Here is a 17,638-nt window from a genome sequence, read left to right on the forward strand (position 1 = left end):
TGTGTATGGATAATAAACAAAAACTGGTTCACATCCTTTGTGAAAGAAAAGAAGCAGTATCTTCAAAAGAATTAGTAAAAGTTTTAAATGTCAGTGATCGAATGATCAGAAAATATGTTAAACAGATTAATTGTGAATCAAAACCTTTTATCATCTCTGGTAAAGAAGGATATCAATTGATTAAATATCCTGCTCATATTTTTGATTCACATATAGATCAGCAGTCTACAAGGCTTGCTTATATTCTTACAGCAATTACTGATGAAACAAATGAAATAGATATCAGCAGTTTAGCGGATGAATTAAATGTCAGTATTGCCACGATAGAACAAGATATAAAGCAAATCAAAAATTTGTGTAAAAACACAGATCTTCAACTAACAAGGTATCAAAATGTGTTTAAACTCAAAGGAAAAGAAAGTGAAAAGAGAAAACTCTATAAAAAAATATTGATTCAGGATCAAACACAATATATCTTTGATTCTCAATATTATCAACAATTCTTTTCTTTAACAGATTTAGATAATATTCGTAAGATCATTGAAAAAAATTTAAATATGTCAAATTTGAAAATGAATGAATTTTCTATGCTTAATTTATCCATGCATATTGGCATTAGTGTAGAGCGTATTTCCATGAATAATCTATTATCTGAAAATGTTATATTGCATTCAGAAAAAAAGTTTGACGATCATATGCGGGTTTTTGCGCATCATTTAATAAAAGATATAAGCCAGCAATATCATATCGAACTAAATGAAGATGAATATGCAGAACTAGAATTTGCTATCTTATCAAGAGTTGTGCCCAATGAATTTCTACAGGATCAGGTTGTGCGTGTAGATAAATATGTTCAACCACAAAGTGTAGAATTTGTCAGACAGCTTGTTGATAAAATATCACGGTTGTATCATATTGATTTTTATAATGAACTTTTTATTGCGCAATTTGCGCTTCATATAGAAAAATTAACCATACGATTAAAAACGAATACTTTACAGGAAAATCCATTATGTCAAACCATAAAAGAGGAATATCCAACTTTGTTTGATATTGCGGTATTTATCGCAAACGAAATACATAAGGAATATCATGTGGAATTAAATCAGGGAGAACTTGCGTTTTTAGTGCTGCATTTAGGAAATGCAGCAAATGATATTATCAATACAGCACCCATGATTGATTATCATGCAGTTTTATTATTCCCTATGTATTATGATGCAGAAAAGAAGCTGATTTCTTATATATTAAAACATTCCAGAGAGCATTTAAACATAGAATGTTATCATGATATTAAAGATGTTAAACTAGATCAATTTGATTTTATTTTAAGTGTTTATCCTTTGCATTTAGATATAAAAATCCCAGTTTTACAGATCCATCCATTGCCTCATGAAGGTGATATAGATAAGATTGATGATGTTTGTAGAACTTTAAGAGATCATAAAGCTTATGAAGTAATTGAGAAAGCTTTTCAAGGTTTTGATGAAATTTTTTATAAACAGGAAATATACATGGATAATGAATATGATTTTATACATGCGATTTGTGAACCTTTAAAAGAATCACAGATCATTCATGAACAATTTATAGAAGAAGTATTAGAAAGAGAGCGATTGTCTTCTACTTATATTCGTAATGGTATTGCGATCCCTCATTCTAGTGGTATTCGGGCATTAAAGAATTTTGTGGTTGTTATTAAAAATCAGAAGCCAATATTGTGGGGGTCACATAAAGTGTCTTACATTATTCTATTTGGAATGACAAGTAAATCAAAGTTCCTTAACACTTTTGATATATTCATACAATATCAAAAACAACTGATTACATATATTAATCTTCAATATAATAAAAGTCTTTAAAGGGTGTTCCGCATTAAGCGGAATACTCTTTATTTTACAGAATAAGGATTTATTTGCATAATATAGGTGTCGCTAGCGAAAGAGATATCATGAATATAATAAAGAGGAGAGGATTACATATGATCACAATCATAGCAGATAAACTGCAAAAATATTTATTGCCAGTTGCTAATAAAATTGGTTCAAATCGTTATCTATTAGCAATAAAAGATGCTTTTCTGATTTCTTTACCATTTACAATGTTTGGCTCCATTATCCTTGCACTTGTAAATATACCTTTTTTAAACAAATTAATCGCAGAAGATACAATCGCAGCTATTCAGGCGGCAGCAGCGCCAATACAGAATGTTACGTTTAATGTAATTGCGGTTATTGTGGTACTGGGTATTGGATATAGTCTAGGAAAATATTATAAATCAAATCCAATTTATACAGCCATTTCATCTTTAATAGGATTTTTGATGGTAACACCTACAACAACTTTATTTGAAGAAAATGTTGTGACAGGAGTCTATGAATTAAATAATTTAGGAACAATGGCTATTTTTTCAGGCATCATCATGGCAATCTTATGTACAGAAACTTATCGATGGGTCGTGGAGAAAAATCTGGTAATTAAGATGCCAGATAGTGTTCCGCAGCTGGTAGCGGATTCTTTCTCATCATTTATCCCTGTAGGGGCTGTATTATCTATTAGTTTTATCATTCAATTAGGCTTTTCATTCACTGGATTTCAAACAATGAACGCATTTATTTATGAAATGATTCAAATACCAATTTCTAGAATTGGAAGCAGTTTTACGGCAACCATGATTGCGGGAGCATTATGTAATTTGTTCTGGTTCTTTGGTCTGCATGGAAACAGTATTGTTTATAATTCCGTATTAAGTCCTATTTTTAAGGCACTTTCCATAGAGAATCTAGCTGCATTTCAGGCACATAAAATGATTCCAAATGTTATTACTGAAGAATTTGCGTTTTATTTCGGCGGTTTTAATGGTAGTTTTATAGCATATCCTATTTTGATCTGTATCATTATTTTCTTCAAAAAGAAGAAAGAATGGAAAAAACTTGCAGAGGTATCTATGGTTCCTGGAATCTTTAGTATCTACGAACCAATCGTATTTGGATTACCATTGATGTTAAATCCAATTATGTTAATACCAATGTTGTTAACACCGATGTTGTCATGTGCCATCAGCTATTTTGCGATGACAGTTGGTCTTGTGCCATTATGTACTGGTGTTTCTATTCCATGGACAACGCCTATGATTTTAAGTGGTATCATCACAACGAACTCTTTACAGGGTGGAATATTACAAATTGTGATCATTGCTGTATTAACAGTACTATGGTATGTATTCTTGAAAATTGCATATAACGGAGATAAAGATAAGGAGAAGAAAATTGAAAATGAATAATATTATATATGATAAAGTATTGGGATGTTTATTAGGATGTGCATTAGGCGATGCAATGGGAGCAGTAACAGAAAATCTAACATTTGATCAAATAAGAGAGAAATATAATGGTAAAGTTACAGAAATGCTGGTGCCTGATAAAAGTGCATTTGCCTATGGTAATTGTGCAGGACAAGTAACGGATGATTTCTCACAAACATATTTATTAACACAGCAAATTTTAAAACATGGGAAAGTTGAGAAAGAGGCAGTGGAAGATATGTTGATTGATTGGTCACATATGCCGGTATATTTTAATCGATTTGCCGGACCAACCACTAGAGCAGCGATTGCTGCCTTACAAGAAAAAATTGGCGAGAAGAAGCCTGATACAGAGAAAAAAGTGGTGGATTATGCATCACAGGCAACCAATGGAAGTGCAATGAAAATCGCGCCAGCTGGTTTATTTGCTTACGATTGTATTGATGAGGCTGTGCAAAATGCATTTTTGATATCCAGTGTTACCCACAACAATCAGCTTGCCATCAGCGGAGCATGTGCAGTTGCAGCATTTATCAGTGCTTCACTTAAACCAAATGCCACTTTATATACAGCCATAGAAGCAGCCTTTTATGGCGCTGAAAAAGGAGAACAATTAGGAATGCAGTATGGTCATACAGTTGGCGGAGCGAGTGTTAAAGAGCGAATGAATCTTGCCATATCCATCGCCTTATCCGGTTTAGATAAAGAGGTAAAAATGCGTAAGCTTTATGAAATAGTAGGTAGTGGCTTACATATTTCAGAAGCTGTTCCAGCAGCAATTGGTATTATCGTTGCGTGCAAAGGAGATCCTTGGGATACAATAGTTGAGGCAGTTAATATTGGTTATGATACAGATACAGTAGCTGCGATTGCTGGTTCAATGGCAGGCGCATTAAATGGAACAAGGAATATTCCTGATGGCTATTTGGAAATAGTAGAAAAAGCAAACGATATGGAAATACAAAAACTTGCGGAAAAAGTCTGTGATTTTATAAAAGAAAAATAAAATATATTTTTGCAACCATAATGTAAACAATGAAAGAAAGCATAGATTTCCATGAAAATTGTGAAAAATATGCTTTTTTTCACTTTATACAGAAATTTCTTTGATATATGTGATGATTTTTAGTATAATGTAGGCGGTCAAATAAAGGAGGACTATGCAATAATGTCAGATTTAGAAAATTTGAAGGAACATGCGACGAATATACGTAAAAACATTGTGAAAATGGTGACAGCTGCAGGATCTGGACACCCTGGTGGATCTTTATCTTCAGTTGAAATCCTTACATCTATTTACTTCACACAGATGGATATCAATGCAGATAATTTAGAAAGCAACAAGCGTGATCGTTTTGTATTAAGCAAGGGACATGCATCACCGTTATTGTATGCTGTCTTATGTGAAAAAGGTTTTTTGAGTGAAGAAGAATTGATGACATTTAGAAAGATTGATTCTCGTTTACAGGGACATCCAAGTATGCGCAAGCTGCCTGGCATTGATATGTCTACTGGTTCATTAGGACAGGGAATCAGTGCTGCAGTCGGTATGGCTCTTTCAAATAAATATCACGATCTTCCATATCGTGTATACACACTACTTGGAGATGGAGAATGTGAAGAAGGAGAAGTATGGGAAGCAGCTATGGCTGCCGCTCATTATCATTTAGATAATTTAATCGCAATTGTTGATTTTAATGGTCTACAGATTGATGGGGATATTCATGATGTTATGAATCCTACACCATTAGATGAAAAGTTTAAAGCATTTGGATGGAATGTCATTACATTAGATGATGGAAATGATATGGAACAGGTGTTGGATGCACTTGAAACTGCGAAAACATTAGAAGGCAATCCAACGGCAATCATTGCGAAAACAGTAAAAGGTAAAGGTATTTCTTTCATGGAAAATAAAGCAAGCTGGCATGGTGTTGCGCCAAGTGAGGAGCAATGTGCAGATGCTTTAAAAGAATTGGAAGGAGGAAACGCATAATGGCAAAGATGGCGACAAGAGAGGCTTATGGGCAGACACTTGCTGCATTAGCTGCTGAAAATGAAAATATCCTGGTATTGGATGCGGACTTATCTGGTTCTACTAAAAGTGGAATGGTAAAGAAAAATAATCCAAATCAACATTTCAACATGGGAATTGCAGAAGGCAATATGATGGGCGTTGCGGCAGGTCTTGCGGCAAGTGGAAATATTGTATTTGCCAGCAGTTTCGCAATGTTTGCGACTGGACGTGCTTATGAACAGATTCGTAACTCCATTGGCTATCCAAGATTAAATGTAAAAATCTGTGCAAGCCATGCAGGAATTACAGTAGGAGAAGATGGCGCAAGTCATCAGACATTTGAAGATATCTCTTTAATGAGAGGTATTCCTAATATGATTGTTGTATGTCCTGCTGATGGTGTAGAAGCTAGTAAAGCAATCAGAGCTGTTGCGGCATATGATGGACCTTGTTATGTAAGACTTGGAAGAAGTGCTGTAGAAACAGTATATGATGAAGATATGGATTTCCAGATTGGAAAAGGCAATGTATTACGTGCTGGAAAAAAAGTAGCAATCATTGCTTGTGGAATCATGGTAGAGCAGGCACTTGCTGCCTATGATATGTTGAAAGAAAAAGGCTATGAACCAACAGTTGTGGATATGCACACAATTAAACCAATTGATGAAGAGCTGCTTGTATCTTTAGCTGAAAATCACGATTTATTTGTGACTTGTGAAGAACACAGTGTAATTGGTGGTTTAGGTAGTGCTGTGGCAGAAGTTCTTGGTAAGAAAGCACCAAGAAAGATTGCTATGGTAGGTATGCAGGATACATTTGGAGAAAGTGGAAAGCCTGCACAGCTGCTTGAAAAATATGGCATGACAGCAAAGGATATTGTAAAAGCAGTAGAAGAAAATATCTAAAAAAAGAATTGGTTACCGATACTTCTATATGGAGTAAGGTAACCTTTTTTTTGTTTGTCAATATACCTGATAGGTATATTTTAATAGAAACATGAACTTTTTTAGCATTATTTATGCTGAAACTTCGTAATTTTACCAACCTTCTTTTATAATAGTAACAGTGTAAGGAAGGGATTACAAAAAATGGAACGATCAACAATCAACCAAAGAGTAGGCGTAGCCATTCATCAGGCATTGAAGAGGCGTGGGATGACACAAGAACAACTTGCATTGTTAATTGGAACTACACAGCGTTCCATTTCGGCATATGTTCGTGGGGAACAGCAGCCTTCTTTAGAAACATTGGTTATGATTTGCCAAGTGCTGGATTTGAATTTAAATCAGGTATTGCGTATGAATGAAACTTATTATCCATATCGCATTTTAGAAAAAGATGAAGAAAAAGATTTTATGAGTATTCTAGATGAAGTACCTGAAGAAAAAAAAGAAGACTTCACGGCTGTTGTGAAAAGGTTTAAAGACTTAATGAAATAATACACGAGCAAGTGTATTTTTTTTGCTAAGCGACACATAGTATCTATTATAGTGTGATAGACAAATTTCATAAATGCGTTATACTATATTTAGGTTGAAAGGTCGTGAATGTTATGGAACAAAAAATCGTTTTAGAAGTCAATGAGGAAGAGAAAAAAATCATAGAATTATATCGATCATTACCATTGGAAAAACAACAAAAATTTTATCAATTGATGATTTCTTTGGAAAAGTTGATTTTAGGAGAATAAAATTACTTTTATAATTTGTAAAATACTGTTACAATAGAGAAAAGGAGAAAAAGTTGAGGTACACATTATGAATGAAAAAGACGTAATTGAGAATGTCGGCAGATGTGGGAAAATCTGTACGTTCTGCAAGGATGCTGCTTTCTGCCGTGGATGTGGTTCCACAAGCGCAGAATGTGCAAAGCATTTAACACGTGAGGGGTGTTATCAGTATCATTGCAGCAAACAAAAGGGGTTAGCAGGCTGTTGGGAATGCGATGATGCACCATGTGACATGGATGTATTTTCAATGGATAATAATATCCGATATCGTGCATTTGTAAGATTCGCAAAGTATGAAGGTGTAGAAGAATTAGGAAAGTGCGTTTTTCAGAACATGATCCATGGTATCCGCTATGGGGAAGGTAAGGATTATGATCAGTTTGATTCGGAAGAAAAGGTGGTTCAGCTTCTCACAAAACATTATTTATCTGATGACTGAAAATAGTTTCATAAAAACTGAAAATTTTCAAATTAATGATTGACATTTTTCAGTTTTACGTTTACTATATTAGGTATACAGATAAAATAAATGCTTTGATGGGAAATAGTAAAACAAAAGAACTTGATAGAGAGTCTTTGGCTGGTGGAAAAAGATATGCTTCTTTGTTTGAACACATCCTTGAGCAGTAAAGATGAACCTTAGTAGTCTTTATCGGGGTCCCTGCATCCGTTATCATGCTAGAGTATGTTGGTACTCGAAGAGGTTGGTATCGTGAGATATCAATAAAATAAGGTGGAATCACGTAAGTTAAACTTTCGTCCTTTGGATGAAAGTTTTTTTGTTAAGAAAGAGGTGCGCAAGATGAAAAAATTCAGTATTCCTTCAGGTACAAGAGATTTGATATTAGATGAATGTATGAAAAAAAGAGCTTTACAAAAAGGCATTGAAGAAGTGTTTGACGCATATGGATATGATGAAATTATTACACCATCCATCGAATATTATCAAACATATCAGACAGGTTTTGAACAGTTAAAGGATGAACAGATGTATAAATTCTTTGATCAAGATGGAAAGATATTAACGCTGCGTATGGATATGACAGTGCCAATCGCCCGTGTGTGTGCTTCTAAGTTTAAAGATCAGACACCGCCATTTCGTTTCCGTTATCATGCAAACGTATATAAGGTGAAACAGTCTTTTGCGGGAAAACGCAATGAAGTTACGGATTGTGGGATTGAATTATTAGGTTTACAGGATAAAGAAAGTGATCTTGAAATTTTAATGTGTGCTTTAGAAGTTATGGAAACGATGAAACAAAGCTCTTATACGCTGGAAATTGGAAATGTGAATTTCTTCCATAGTGCATGTGATGAATTGCAGTTAGATAAAGAGGAAGTTGAAATTTTGGCAGATTTAATCGATCGTAAGAGTATGATAGAATTAAAAGATTATTTATCAAAATTGAAATTAGATGAAGATAAACAACAGTTTTTCTTACAGCTGCCATGGCTTTGCGGTGATATAAAGGTATTAGACGATGCTTTGACTTATTGTTTCAATGATCAGTTAAAGGATATCGTATACCAGTTGAAACAGCTGATGAGTGATTTAACCGCATTGGGATATGGAAAACATATTACATTTGATTTAGGGAAAGTACCACATTTAAACTATTATAGTGGATTATTATTTGAAGGCTTTGTGGAAGGTATTGGAACCAGCGTATTAAGCGGTGGCCGCTATGATCATCTATTAGAAAAATTTGGCAAGCCAATGCCAGCCATTGGGTTCTCAGTAAAACTGGATTATCTTTTAGAGGTATATGAACTGACATGTGAAACAAAAAAGACAATACAGATACTTTATCCATTGTCTAAGCAGTTGGAAGCTTTACAGAAAGCAAAAACATTACGTAAAGATTATCGTGTGGAATTATTGCCACAAGAGCGAGAAGATATAGAAGTGAAGGAGGTTATGGCATGAGTATATCATTTGCACTTACCAAAGGCCGTTTAGAAAAAGAAACAGTGAAGATGCTGGAAAAAAGTGGTTATGGCATAGAAAACCTAAAAGATAAAGGAAGAGCACTTGTATTTCCTGATACCAAAAAAGACATTCGTTATTTCTTAGTAAAGGCGAATGATTGTATTACCTATGTACAACATGGGGTTGCGGATATTGGTGTTGTAGGTAAAGATACTTTATTAGAAGGCGATAAAGATTATTATGAAATGCTAGACTTAGGGATAGGCAAATGTAAATTTATTGTCGCAGGACTTCCTGAAAATAATTTATTCGATAAAGTAGGACATGTGAAAATTGGTACGAAATATCCTAATATCGCAAAGGCTTATTTTTTAGAAAAAGGTATGGATGTAGAATTGATCAAAATTGATGGGTCTGTGGAATTGGCGCCTATTTTAGGCTTATGTGATGGCATTGTGGATATCATGGAAACAGGCACAACCTTGAAGGAAAATGGTCTGGTTGTATTTGATACTGTATGTGATATTTCTGCCAGAGTCATTGTGAATAAAGCAAGCTTTAAACTAAAGAAAGACGAAATTACACAGATCTTGAATGATTTGAAATCAGTGATGGAGGATTAACATATGTTAAGTGAAATCAAAAAGGAAAACAGTGAAGAATTAAAAGCATATCTGGAAAGCCGTAATGAGGAAATAAGCAGTGATATCATTGTGACTGTATCAAAAATATTAGAAGATGTTAGAAAGCGAAAAGATGAAGCGGTTATTGCATATACAGAAAAATTTGATGGAATCCGATTAGAAAACTATTGTGTAAGTGAAGCAGAAATAGATGAGGCAGCATCACATTGTGATCCGTTTTTTATGGAAAGCATGCAGAAGGCAAAGAAAAATATTGAATTTTTCCACAATGCGCAGAAACAGAATGGATATTTGCTACAGAAGGAAAAAGGTATTTATTTAGGACAGCGTGTACTTCCATTAGACAGTGTTGGTATTTATGTACCAGGTGGTCGTGCGCAATATCCAAGCAGTGTTTTAATGAATGCGATTCCAGCAAAAGTAGCCGGAGTAAAACGTATTGTAATGATTACACCGCCAAGTAAAGAAGGCTCTTTACACCCTAATATTGCATATGCCGCAAAACTTGCGGGTATTGATGAGATTTATAAAGTAGGTGGTGCACAGGGAATTGGGGCATTGGCTTATGGTACCCAAACTCTGCCACCGGTGGATAAAATTGTGGGACCAGGAAACATTTTTGTGGCAGCTGCCAAAAAATTGGTGTTTGGAAAAGTAGATATTGATATGATTGCCGGACCAAGTGAAATTCTAGTTGTCGCAGATGAAAATGCTAATCCTGCTTATGTCGCAAGTGATTTATTATCTCAGGCAGAACATGATCCAATGGCCAGCGCAATCTTATTGACAACTTCTGTTTCCTTATTGGATGCGGTTAATGAAGAGTTAAGAAAACAAACAGATGTATTGCCAAAGAAAGCCATTGTGGAAGAAAGTATGAAGCATTATGGGAAAGCAATTGTATGTGACAGTATTGAAGAATGTGTTAACATCGCTAATCAAATCGCACCAGAGCATTTAGAATTGATGGTAGAAGATCCTATGGCATATTTAGGTCTGGTAAGACATGCAGGCAGTGTGTTTATGGGATATTATACATGTGAAAGTATTGGAGATTATTTTGGCGGTACCAATCATGTATTGCCAACAAGTGGCACAGCACGTTTCTCTAGTGCGTTATCAGTAGATAGTTTTATTAAAAAATCAAGTTTCCTGCATTATACAAAAGAAGCAGTGGACGCATATGGTTCTTACATTGTGGAAATGGGAGAACAGGAAGATTTACAGGCACATGCCAATGCGGTAAAAGTGAGGTTGAAGTAAATGAAAGAAATACAGTCCTATGAAGCACAAAAACAAGAAGGAATTCTGTTAAATGCAAATGAATTATATAAAAACGCAAGTGATGAAATCATTGAAGAAGTCAAAGAAGCACTTTCTGATATCGCCTTCAATCGTTATCCGGATATGGAAAACAAAGAACTGATTCAGGCATATGGCAATGTAATGAATATACAAAGCAATAAAATTCTGGCAGGGAATGGCAGTGATGAAATGCTTGGTCTTTTGATTGGGTATTTCCTTGGGAAAGGAAAACGTTTATATACCCTTGATCCAGATTTCTCCATGTATGATTATTATGCGAGTATGCATGAAGCAGATGTTGTGAAATATACCTGTTTTGAAGATGGCGCATTTGATGTGGATAAGTTTATTCAGGATGGAAAAGAAAAAAGTGTAAATATGATTCTGTTTTCTAATCCCAATAATCCTACAGGGCATGCGATTAATCGTAAAGTCATTGATAAAATCCTGTATGCATTCCCTGATATTCCTGTCATTATTGATGAAGCATATGGAGAATTTGCGAGTGAAAGCATGTTACAGTGTGTGGATCAGTATGAAAACTTATATGTCACAAGAACCTTGTCAAAAGCTTATGGACTTGCGGGTGCCAGATTAGGCTTTTTAATCAGTAATGTAAAGAATATTCAGGAATTAAAGCCTTATGTTGTGCCTTATAATATTTCTTCATTTACACAAAAAATCGGCGTCATTGTTTTACGTCATGCGAAAGAATATCAGCCCATCGTGCGTGATACAATTGAACAGCGTGAAAAGATGTTTCAGAAATTAAAGGATTTAAAGACAGTGCGTTTTTATCCATCTCAGGCAAATTATCTATATGGCAGATGTGCGTGTAAAGATAAATTGCTTCAGGCATTTGAAGAAAAACAGATCGTAATAAGAAATTATAAAGGCAGTGATAGTTTTAGAATCACGATAGGCAGTAAAGAACAAAATAAATTAGTCATGGATGTTTTACTGCAGTTTGATAAGGAGGAACATGTATGCGAAGTGTAAATAAACAACGGGATACCAAAGAAACACAGATTTCCTGTTATGTAAATTTGGATGGGGATGGCACAAATGATATCCATACAGGTGTTGGCTTTTTTGATCATATGCTGACATTGTTTTCCTTTCATTCAGGTATTGATGTAAAATTAAAGGCAAATGGTGATTTGAATGTATGTGATCATCATACAGTAGAAGATTGTGGTATTTTGCTTGGCACATGTGTGAAGGAAGCTTTGCAGGATAAACGTGGCATAGCCCGTTATGGAAACATGATGCTGCCAATGGATGAAACATTATGCAATGTTACTTTAGATATCAGTGGTCGTCCTTATCTGGTATATCATTGTGAATTAAAACGTGATCAAATTGGCAATTTCTCATGTGAAATGGTAGAAGAATTCTTGCGTGCATTTGCATTTGCGGCAGGAATTACATTGCATGTCAATGTGTATTATGGAGTGAATGATCATCACAAAATAGAAGCCATTTTTAAAGCTTTAGGCAGAGCCTTAAAGGCAGCTGTTAAAGTGGAAGGTGACGCACTTCCAAGTACAAAGGGGAAGTTAGAATGATCGCTATTATTGATTATGATATGGGAAATTTGCACAGTGTAGAAAATGCGTTGAAAAAAATAGACTGTGCATGTAAAATTACGAAAGATCCCAAAGATTTAAAACAGGCAGATAAATTGATTCTGCCAGGTGTTGGCGCATTTCCGGATTGTATGAAAAATCTGGAAGAAAGTGGTTTATTGGAAGTTCTTCGTGAAGAGGTACTGGTAAACAAGAAGCCATTGCTGGGTATTTGCCTAGGCATGCAGGCGTTGTTTGAAGAAAGTGAAGAAGGAACACCTACAAAAGGATTAGGATTTCTGAAAGGTAAAATCGTGAAAATGGTGGAGCCTAATGTGAAAATCCCTCATATTGGATGGAACTTATTAGAAAAAAACCAGGATTTCGCCTTATTTGATCAACTGTCATCACAGCCATTTGTTTACTATGTACATTCTTATTATGCACAAGGTTATGAAGAAAGTGATTTAGTGGGATATTCCTGTTATGGAGATTTGAAAATTCCAGGACTGTTACGACATGATAATATTTTAGGAGCACAATTTCATCCTGAGAAAAGTGGCGAGGATGGTTTGGCAATTCTAAGGTATTTTAAGGAGGAATTTGTATGATCATATTACCGGCAATTGATATATTGAATAATGCACCTGTACGTTTATATCAGGGAGATTATGGACAAAGTGAAACCGTTGGAGAAAGTATTTTAGAAATTGCGAAAGTGTTTGAAAAAGAAGGTGCCAGTTATCTTCATATGGTAGATTTAAATGGTGCCAAGGATGGCAAAAAATGTAATGCGCAAGCGATTATTGAAGTTGCCTCTACCATTCATATTCCTGTGGAAGTCGGTGGTGGCATCCGTTCTATGGAAGATGTGGATTTTTATCTTAGTAAAGGCGTATCCCGTGTGATTCTAGGGACAGCTGCATTAGAAGATGAAACATTTATAAAAGCTGCGCTCGACAAGTATAAAGAAAAAATCGCAGTAGGTATTGATTGTAAAGATGGCTTTGTATGTGGTCATGGATGGCTTTCAGAAAGTAAATGGCAATATATCGATTTTGCGAAGAAAATGGAAGCTATGGGAGTGAAAACAATTATCGTGACAGATATTAGTAAAGATGGAACGATGATGGGACCTAATGTTGAGATGCTGGCAGAATTAAAGAAAAATGTTTCCATGCAGATAGTTGCCAGTGGTGGTATCAAGGATATCACCCATATTAAGGCTTTAAAAGATCTGGATATTTATGGAGCAATCACCGGTAAAGCAATGTATGCGAAAACCTTATCTCTTCCAGAAGCAATTGCTTTATGTAAGGAGGACTAAGATATGCACACAAAAAGAATCATTCCATGTCTGGATGTAAAAGATGGACGTGTGGTCAAAGGCATTAACTTTGTTGGTTTAAAAGAAGTTGGCGATCCTGTAGAATTAGCCAGAACCTATTATGAACAAGGGGCTGATGAGCTTGTGTTTCTGGATATCACCGCAACAAATGAACAGCGGGATACCATGGAACAAGTGGTTGAAAGAGTCGCCAGAGAGATTTTTATTCCTTTTACCGTAGGTGGAGGCATTCGCAGTGTTGATGATATCCGTAAAATGCTTCGTGCTGGCGCAGATAAAGTCAGCTTAAACAGTGCAGCTGTAAAAAATCCTGATTTAATCAAAGAAGGTGCTGCCATGTTTGGCAATCAGTGTATTGTCTTAGCGGTTGATGGAAGAATGCGACAAGATCAAAGTGGCTGGAATGTCGTGATCAATGGTGGTCGTATAGATACAGGCATGGATTTGTTGGAATGGGTAAAACAGGCCGTATCACTTGGTGCTGGTGAAATCCTATTAACAAGCATGGACGCTGATGGTACGAAACAAGGCTTTGATATACCTTTATGCAAGGCAGTGCGTGAAATCGTTGATGTACCAGTCATTGCCAGTGGCGGTTGTGGTGCACTGGAACACTTTGCGAAAGCCTTTGAAGAAGAAGCATGTGATGCGGCACTCGCTGCTAGTATGTTTCATTATGGAGAAGTTACAATTCCACAAGTTAAGGAATATTTGAAAAAGAAAGGAATTCCTGTACGTATATGATAAAGCTTGATTTTGAAAAAGGGAATGGCTTGTTGCCAGTAGTAGTGCAGGATGTTCATACAAAAGAAGTATTGATGCTTGCCTATATGAATGAAGAAAGTCTGAATAAAACCATAGAAACAAAAGTAGCGACCTATTACAGCAGAAGCCGCCAGGCACTTTGGGTCAAGGGAGAAACAAGTGGACACTATCAGTATGTAAAAGATATTCGTATCGATTGTGATGAAGATACCATTTTATTACTGGTGGAACAAGTTGGTGCAGCCTGCCATACAGGACACTACAGTTGTTTTTATCGCAATATAGAAGGAGAAGAAAAATGAAAGAATTAGATGTATTATATGAAACGGTAATTGATCGTAAAGCCAATGGAGAAGAAGGAAGCTATACTTCTTATCTTTTCAATAAAGGTTTAGATAAAATATTAAAAAAAGTGGGAGAAGAGTGTACAGAGGTTGTCATTGCCTCCTTATCACAAAGTAAAGAAGAGCTTGTAGGTGAAATCGGAGATTTGATGTATCATTTAATCGTGTTGATGGTAGAAAAAGGCATCACATTAGATGATGTAAATGCAGAACTGGAAAAACGTTCTCAAAAAACACATAATCTGAAAGCAGAAAGAAAACCAATCGAACATTTATAGAAAAGGAAACGCATGTGCGTTTCCTTATTTATAATACGATATCTTTTCAGGATCAAAACGATCAACTTTTGGCTTTACTTCATCACCATAACCAACAGCCACAACACCAATAGGAATCAAATGATCCTCTATATGGAAATAGTTTCTAAAGTTTTCTATACGCTCAGTTCTTGGACCAATAGCACACCAGCATGTGCCAAGTCCCTGATGTACAGCTTCAATCAACATGTTTTCAATGGCTGCCGCAGCATTAACATATAGATACTCTTCTGGTTCAATATCTCGTTTATCACCTAATACCATGATGGCACATGGTGCAGTTTTCATCATTCCAGTATAGGGGGATAATGTTTGCATATGATCTAAAGCCTCCCGGTTTTCAATCACCATGAATCGCCAGCTTTGGGTGTTTCTGGCTGTTGGTGCATTCATGGCAGCACGTAACAACTCCATGATTTTTTCTTCCTCGACCGGTTTGTCTAAATACTTACGAATACTTTGACGTTCATATAATTCTTTCAACATTTTGCTCACCTCTTTTCTAAGTATAACACGAACAGGAAAAAAGCGTATTGGATATGAATAGGAAAAATAAAACTTCTTTTCTATAAACACAGAAAAATGGCACAAAATATGATATGATAAAAAAAGATAAACAGGAGGACTTACATATGAATATAAAAATAGAAAACTGGAAACTGCTGGTTTTGTCAGTATTCTACATCATCTTTGGCATACTATCTTATACAATTGAGAAGGTTGAATTTCTAAATTTCTTTAAAATTGCTGGAATCGTCATTATATTAATTGGCCTGTTTCAGATTCTAGTATATTTCTTTAAGAAAGAATACTTAAAACCAAATGAATTCAGCTTTGCGACAGGTATTTTATACTGTATGGCAGGATTGATTGTCACCTTTAAGCCAGAAGTCATTGTGGACAATTATCCACTTGTATTAAGTGGACTTGTTGTATTAGATTCCACTCTTCGTTTACAATACTCCATGAATTTATTTCGTCTGCAGGAAAGTCAGTGGAAAATCAATATTGGTGCCGCCATTGTGCCTTTAATCATTGGCATGGTGATTATCCTTGTGCCTTTTGATGAAAATACCCTGCACAATCTGTTTAGTTTCTTATTGATTCTGGATGCTATCGCCAACTTCTATACGATCTTGTATTATAAACGCATCGTTCGTAAATATGGTACAAGAGGAGAAAGCATGCTGGATTTTGGGGAAGAAAAAAAGCATGATAAGATCGAAGAAATGGATGTTATCGTTCCAACAGAAGAAGAGTAAAAGAAAATGTATGCGTGATAGTCGCGCATACATTTTTTTAATGGAACATATCTTTTCGTTTGAATATAATAGTTGCGATGATACAGGCAATGACAGCCACTAGTGTAGGAAACCACCATTCAGGGATAGGAAGTCCACTAACATTCATACCATAGAAACTGAAGATAATATTTGGAATAGACATTACAATGGTGATAACTGTCAATACCTTCATAACAATATTTAAATTGTTACTAATAACAGATGCATAAGCATCCATTGTTCCAGATAGGATATTACTATAAATGTTACACATTTCAATTGCCTGATGAATTTCAATCATAACATCTTCTAAAATATCCTGATCATCTTCATATAACTTGATTTGTTTGCCACGCATGATCTTGTTTAAAGTAACTTCATCTGTCTTTAAGGATGTGGAGAAATATACCAATGACTTCTCTAATCCTAACATCTGAATCAACTCTTTATTTTTCATAGATTGATGTAAACGCATTTCTGTTCGTGAGGATACACGATCAATCTGTTTCAGATACATCAGGAAACGCTGTGAGATACGTAACAGCAATAAGAATAAAAAGCGTGTTTTCATATCTGTATGCATACCTTTAATTCTTCCACTTGCCATATCTTCAATATTGAAGTTTTCGTGAAGGCAAATTGTAACAATATATCCCTTCATGATGACAACACCAAGTGGCAGGGTCGTATAAAGTAATGTATTCTCATCCATATTTTCATCATCTTCTGCACTAGGGTAGTCGACAATGACAAGTGTTTGTCCTTCATCTTCATCATGGTCAATATGAGAGCTTTCTTCCTCATCCAGACTCGCTTTGATAAACTCTGGCAATACACCAATCTGATTTGTTAAAAATTCGATTTCTTCCTGTGTAGGAGAAATTGCGCTGATCCAGCATCCTGTTTCCGGCTGGTCGATTTTTCTTGTGCCATTCTCAAATGTTTTGTAGTATTCTAACATGGTGCCCTCCTTATAACAGGAGTACATTTATGCCTCCTGTATTTTCTCTATTACATTGATGATATGGACTTTCCGGCTCTGGAGACATAAACTTCACCATCCTTTTTTCGCTCATTTATTATA

21 protein-coding genes and 1 other annotated feature are annotated in these 17,638 nt (G+C 35.4%); of the genes, 19 read left to right on the forward strand and 2 right to left on the reverse strand.

The features are described 5' to 3' along the window. Nucleotides 1-5: 5 nt before the first annotated feature. The 18 genes from DW761_RS04525 to hisE all read left to right on the forward strand — a co-directional run bounded on the left by DW761_RS04525 (nucleotide 6) and on the right by hisE (nucleotide 15,232). Complete coding sequence (locus DW761_RS04525; RefSeq protein ID WP_158553746.1) at nucleotides 6-1,862, forward strand: BglG family transcription antiterminator; 1,857 nt, start codon at nucleotides 6-8, stop codon at nucleotides 1,860-1,862. A 119-nt stretch (nucleotides 1,863-1,981) separates the two neighbouring features. Next, entirely contained in the window at nucleotides 1,982-3,283 is a 1,302-nt protein-coding gene (locus tag DW761_RS04530; protein WP_158552216.1) for a PTS sugar transporter subunit IIC, read from the forward strand. After that, nucleotides 3,276-4,310: an ADP-ribosylglycohydrolase family protein gene (locus tag DW761_RS04535; RefSeq protein WP_117516613.1), complete on the forward strand. Its 1,035-nt coding sequence runs from the start codon at nucleotides 3,276-3,278 to the stop codon at nucleotides 4,308-4,310. The genes DW761_RS04530 and DW761_RS04535 overlap by 8 nt, the downstream gene beginning before the upstream one ends. Nucleotides 4,311-4,472: 162 nt before the next feature. Next, the gene (locus DW761_RS04540) at nucleotides 4,473-5,300 is read left to right on the forward strand and encodes a transketolase (RefSeq protein ID WP_117453337.1); all 828 of its coding nucleotides are present in this window, start codon (nucleotides 4,473-4,475) and stop codon (nucleotides 5,298-5,300) included. Next, nucleotides 5,300-6,226, forward strand: coding sequence for a transketolase family protein (locus tag DW761_RS04545; RefSeq protein ID WP_117453336.1), 927 nt, complete (start codon nucleotides 5,300-5,302; stop codon nucleotides 6,224-6,226). The genes DW761_RS04540 and DW761_RS04545 overlap by 1 nt, the downstream gene beginning before the upstream one ends. A gap of 183 nt (nucleotides 6,227-6,409) precedes the next feature. After that, nucleotides 6,410-6,760, forward strand: coding sequence for a helix-turn-helix domain-containing protein (locus tag DW761_RS04550; RefSeq protein WP_117453335.1), 351 nt, complete (start codon nucleotides 6,410-6,412; stop codon nucleotides 6,758-6,760). A gap of 113 nt (nucleotides 6,761-6,873) precedes the next feature. Next, nucleotides 6,874-7,011, forward strand: a complete 138-nt coding sequence (locus tag DW761_RS20965; protein WP_158552217.1) for a hypothetical protein — start codon at nucleotides 6,874-6,876, stop codon at nucleotides 7,009-7,011. Between the two features lie 67 nt (nucleotides 7,012-7,078). Then, nucleotides 7,079-7,489, forward strand: a complete 411-nt coding sequence (locus DW761_RS04555; protein WP_117516545.1) for a DUF3795 domain-containing protein — start codon at nucleotides 7,079-7,081, stop codon at nucleotides 7,487-7,489. An 86-nt stretch (nucleotides 7,490-7,575) separates the two neighbouring features. Beyond that, nucleotides 7,576-7,817 (forward strand) — a binding site (T-box leader). A gap of 35 nt (nucleotides 7,818-7,852) precedes the next feature. Next, nucleotides 7,853-8,977, forward strand: a complete 1,125-nt coding sequence (gene hisZ, locus DW761_RS04560) for an ATP phosphoribosyltransferase regulatory subunit (RefSeq protein WP_117453333.1) — start codon at nucleotides 7,853-7,855, stop codon at nucleotides 8,975-8,977. Then, a complete protein-coding gene (gene hisG / locus DW761_RS04565) occupies nucleotides 8,974-9,603 on the forward strand; it encodes an ATP phosphoribosyltransferase (protein WP_117453332.1) in 630 nt (209 codons plus the stop codon). The genes hisZ and hisG overlap by 4 nt, the downstream gene beginning before the upstream one ends. Before the next feature lie 3 nt (nucleotides 9,604-9,606). Then, a complete protein-coding gene (gene hisD / locus DW761_RS04570) occupies nucleotides 9,607-10,887 on the forward strand; it encodes a histidinol dehydrogenase (RefSeq protein WP_117453331.1) in 1,281 nt (426 codons plus the stop codon). Next, entirely contained in the window at nucleotides 10,888-11,928 is a 1,041-nt protein-coding gene (hisC, locus tag DW761_RS04575; protein ID WP_117453330.1) for a histidinol-phosphate transaminase, read from the forward strand. After that, a complete protein-coding gene (gene hisB / locus DW761_RS04580) occupies nucleotides 11,916-12,497 on the forward strand; it encodes an imidazoleglycerol-phosphate dehydratase HisB (protein ID WP_117453329.1) in 582 nt (193 codons plus the stop codon). Before hisC ends, hisB begins: the two co-directional genes overlap by 13 nt. Further along, nucleotides 12,494-13,108: an imidazole glycerol phosphate synthase subunit HisH gene (gene hisH, locus DW761_RS04585; protein WP_117453328.1), complete on the forward strand. Its 615-nt coding sequence runs from the start codon at nucleotides 12,494-12,496 to the stop codon at nucleotides 13,106-13,108. The genes hisB and hisH overlap by 4 nt, the downstream gene beginning before the upstream one ends. Next, nucleotides 13,105-13,824 carry a 1-(5-phosphoribosyl)-5-[(5-phosphoribosylamino)methylideneamino]imidazole-4-carboxamide isomerase gene (gene hisA / locus DW761_RS04590; protein ID WP_117453327.1) on the forward strand — a complete coding sequence of 240 codons (720 nt, stop codon included), beginning with the start codon at nucleotides 13,105-13,107 and terminating at the stop codon, nucleotides 13,822-13,824. Before hisH ends, hisA begins: the two co-directional genes overlap by 4 nt. Before the next feature lie 3 nt (nucleotides 13,825-13,827). Further along, nucleotides 13,828-14,589, forward strand: coding sequence for an imidazole glycerol phosphate synthase subunit HisF (gene hisF / locus DW761_RS04595; RefSeq protein WP_117453326.1), 762 nt, complete (start codon nucleotides 13,828-13,830; stop codon nucleotides 14,587-14,589). After that, nucleotides 14,586-14,912, forward strand: coding sequence for a phosphoribosyl-AMP cyclohydrolase (gene hisI, locus DW761_RS04600; protein WP_117453325.1), 327 nt, complete (start codon nucleotides 14,586-14,588; stop codon nucleotides 14,910-14,912). The genes hisF and hisI overlap by 4 nt, the downstream gene beginning before the upstream one ends. Continuing rightward, entirely contained in the window at nucleotides 14,909-15,232 is a 324-nt protein-coding gene (gene hisE / locus DW761_RS04605; RefSeq protein ID WP_117453324.1) for a phosphoribosyl-ATP diphosphatase, read from the forward strand. The genes hisI and hisE overlap by 4 nt, the downstream gene beginning before the upstream one ends. A gap of 24 nt (nucleotides 15,233-15,256) precedes the next feature. On the opposite strand, the gene DW761_RS04610 is transcribed toward hisE, so the two are convergent. Next, nucleotides 15,257-15,757: a nitroreductase family protein gene (locus DW761_RS04610; RefSeq protein WP_117453323.1), complete on the reverse strand. Its 501-nt coding sequence runs from the start codon at nucleotides 15,755-15,757 to the stop codon at nucleotides 15,257-15,259. 146 nt (nucleotides 15,758-15,903) lie between these two features. On the opposite strand from DW761_RS04610, the gene DW761_RS04615 reads away from it, so the two are divergent. Beyond that, on the forward strand, nucleotides 15,904-16,533 hold the full coding sequence (locus DW761_RS04615) for a DUF308 domain-containing protein (RefSeq protein WP_117453322.1): 630 nt from the start codon (nucleotides 15,904-15,906) through the stop codon (nucleotides 16,531-16,533). 37 nt (nucleotides 16,534-16,570) lie between these two features. On the opposite strand, the gene DW761_RS04620 is transcribed toward DW761_RS04615, so the two are convergent. Then, nucleotides 16,571-17,515: a magnesium transporter CorA family protein gene (locus DW761_RS04620; RefSeq protein WP_117453321.1), complete on the reverse strand. Its 945-nt coding sequence runs from the start codon at nucleotides 17,513-17,515 to the stop codon at nucleotides 16,571-16,573. Nucleotides 17,516-17,638: the final 123 nt, after the last annotated feature.

Origin of the sequence: Absiella sp. AM29-15 (genome assembly GCF_003434225.1) — a bacterium.
GTDB lineage: Bacteria > Bacillota_I > Bacilli_A > Erysipelotrichales > Erysipelotrichaceae > Hoskinsella > Hoskinsella hominis.

Bases quoted from the DNA above. Each gene is read 5' to 3' on its own strand.
- hisI (WP_117453325.1), top strand. From the start codon at position 14,586: ATGATAAAGCTTGATTTTGAAAAAGGGAATGGCTTGTTGCCAGTAGTA.
- DW761_RS04540 (WP_117453337.1), top strand. From the start codon at position 4,473: ATGTCAGATTTAGAAAATTTGAAGGAACATGCGACGAATATACGTAAA.
- hisH (WP_117453328.1), top strand. From the start codon at position 12,494: ATGATCGCTATTATTGATTATGATATGGGAAATTTGCACAGTGTAGAA.
- DW761_RS04530 (WP_158552216.1), top strand. From the start codon at position 1,982: ATGATCACAATCATAGCAGATAAACTGCAAAAATATTTATTGCCAGTT.
- hisC (WP_117453330.1), top strand. From the start codon at position 10,888: ATGAAAGAAATACAGTCCTATGAAGCACAAAAACAAGAAGGAATTCTG.
- DW761_RS04620 (WP_117453321.1), bottom strand. From the start codon at position 17,515: ATGTTAGAATACTACAAAACATTTGAGAATGGCACAAGAAAAATCGAC.
- DW761_RS20965 (WP_158552217.1), top strand. From the start codon at position 6,874: ATGGAACAAAAAATCGTTTTAGAAGTCAATGAGGAAGAGAAAAAAATC.
- hisA (WP_117453327.1), top strand. From the start codon at position 13,105: ATGATCATATTACCGGCAATTGATATATTGAATAATGCACCTGTACGT.
- hisB (WP_117453329.1), top strand. From the start codon at position 11,916: ATGCGAAGTGTAAATAAACAACGGGATACCAAAGAAACACAGATTTCC.
- hisD (WP_117453331.1), top strand. From the start codon at position 9,607: ATGTTAAGTGAAATCAAAAAGGAAAACAGTGAAGAATTAAAAGCATAT.
- DW761_RS04615 (WP_117453322.1), top strand. From the start codon at position 15,904: ATGAATATAAAAATAGAAAACTGGAAACTGCTGGTTTTGTCAGTATTC.
- DW761_RS04525 (WP_158553746.1), top strand. From the start codon at position 6: ATGGATAATAAACAAAAACTGGTTCACATCCTTTGTGAAAGAAAAGAA.
- hisZ (WP_117453333.1), top strand. From the start codon at position 7,853: ATGAAAAAATTCAGTATTCCTTCAGGTACAAGAGATTTGATATTAGAT.
- DW761_RS04545 (WP_117453336.1), top strand. From the start codon at position 5,300: ATGGCAAAGATGGCGACAAGAGAGGCTTATGGGCAGACACTTGCTGCA.
- DW761_RS04550 (WP_117453335.1), top strand. From the start codon at position 6,410: ATGGAACGATCAACAATCAACCAAAGAGTAGGCGTAGCCATTCATCAG.
- DW761_RS04555 (WP_117516545.1), top strand. From the start codon at position 7,079: ATGAATGAAAAAGACGTAATTGAGAATGTCGGCAGATGTGGGAAAATC.
- DW761_RS04610 (WP_117453323.1), bottom strand. From the start codon at position 15,757: ATGTTGAAAGAATTATATGAACGTCAAAGTATTCGTAAGTATTTAGAC.
- hisE (WP_117453324.1), top strand. From the start codon at position 14,909: ATGAAAGAATTAGATGTATTATATGAAACGGTAATTGATCGTAAAGCC.
- hisF (WP_117453326.1), top strand. From the start codon at position 13,828: ATGCACACAAAAAGAATCATTCCATGTCTGGATGTAAAAGATGGACGT.
- DW761_RS04535 (WP_117516613.1), top strand. From the start codon at position 3,276: ATGAATAATATTATATATGATAAAGTATTGGGATGTTTATTAGGATGT.
- hisG (WP_117453332.1), top strand. From the start codon at position 8,974: ATGAGTATATCATTTGCACTTACCAAAGGCCGTTTAGAAAAAGAAACA.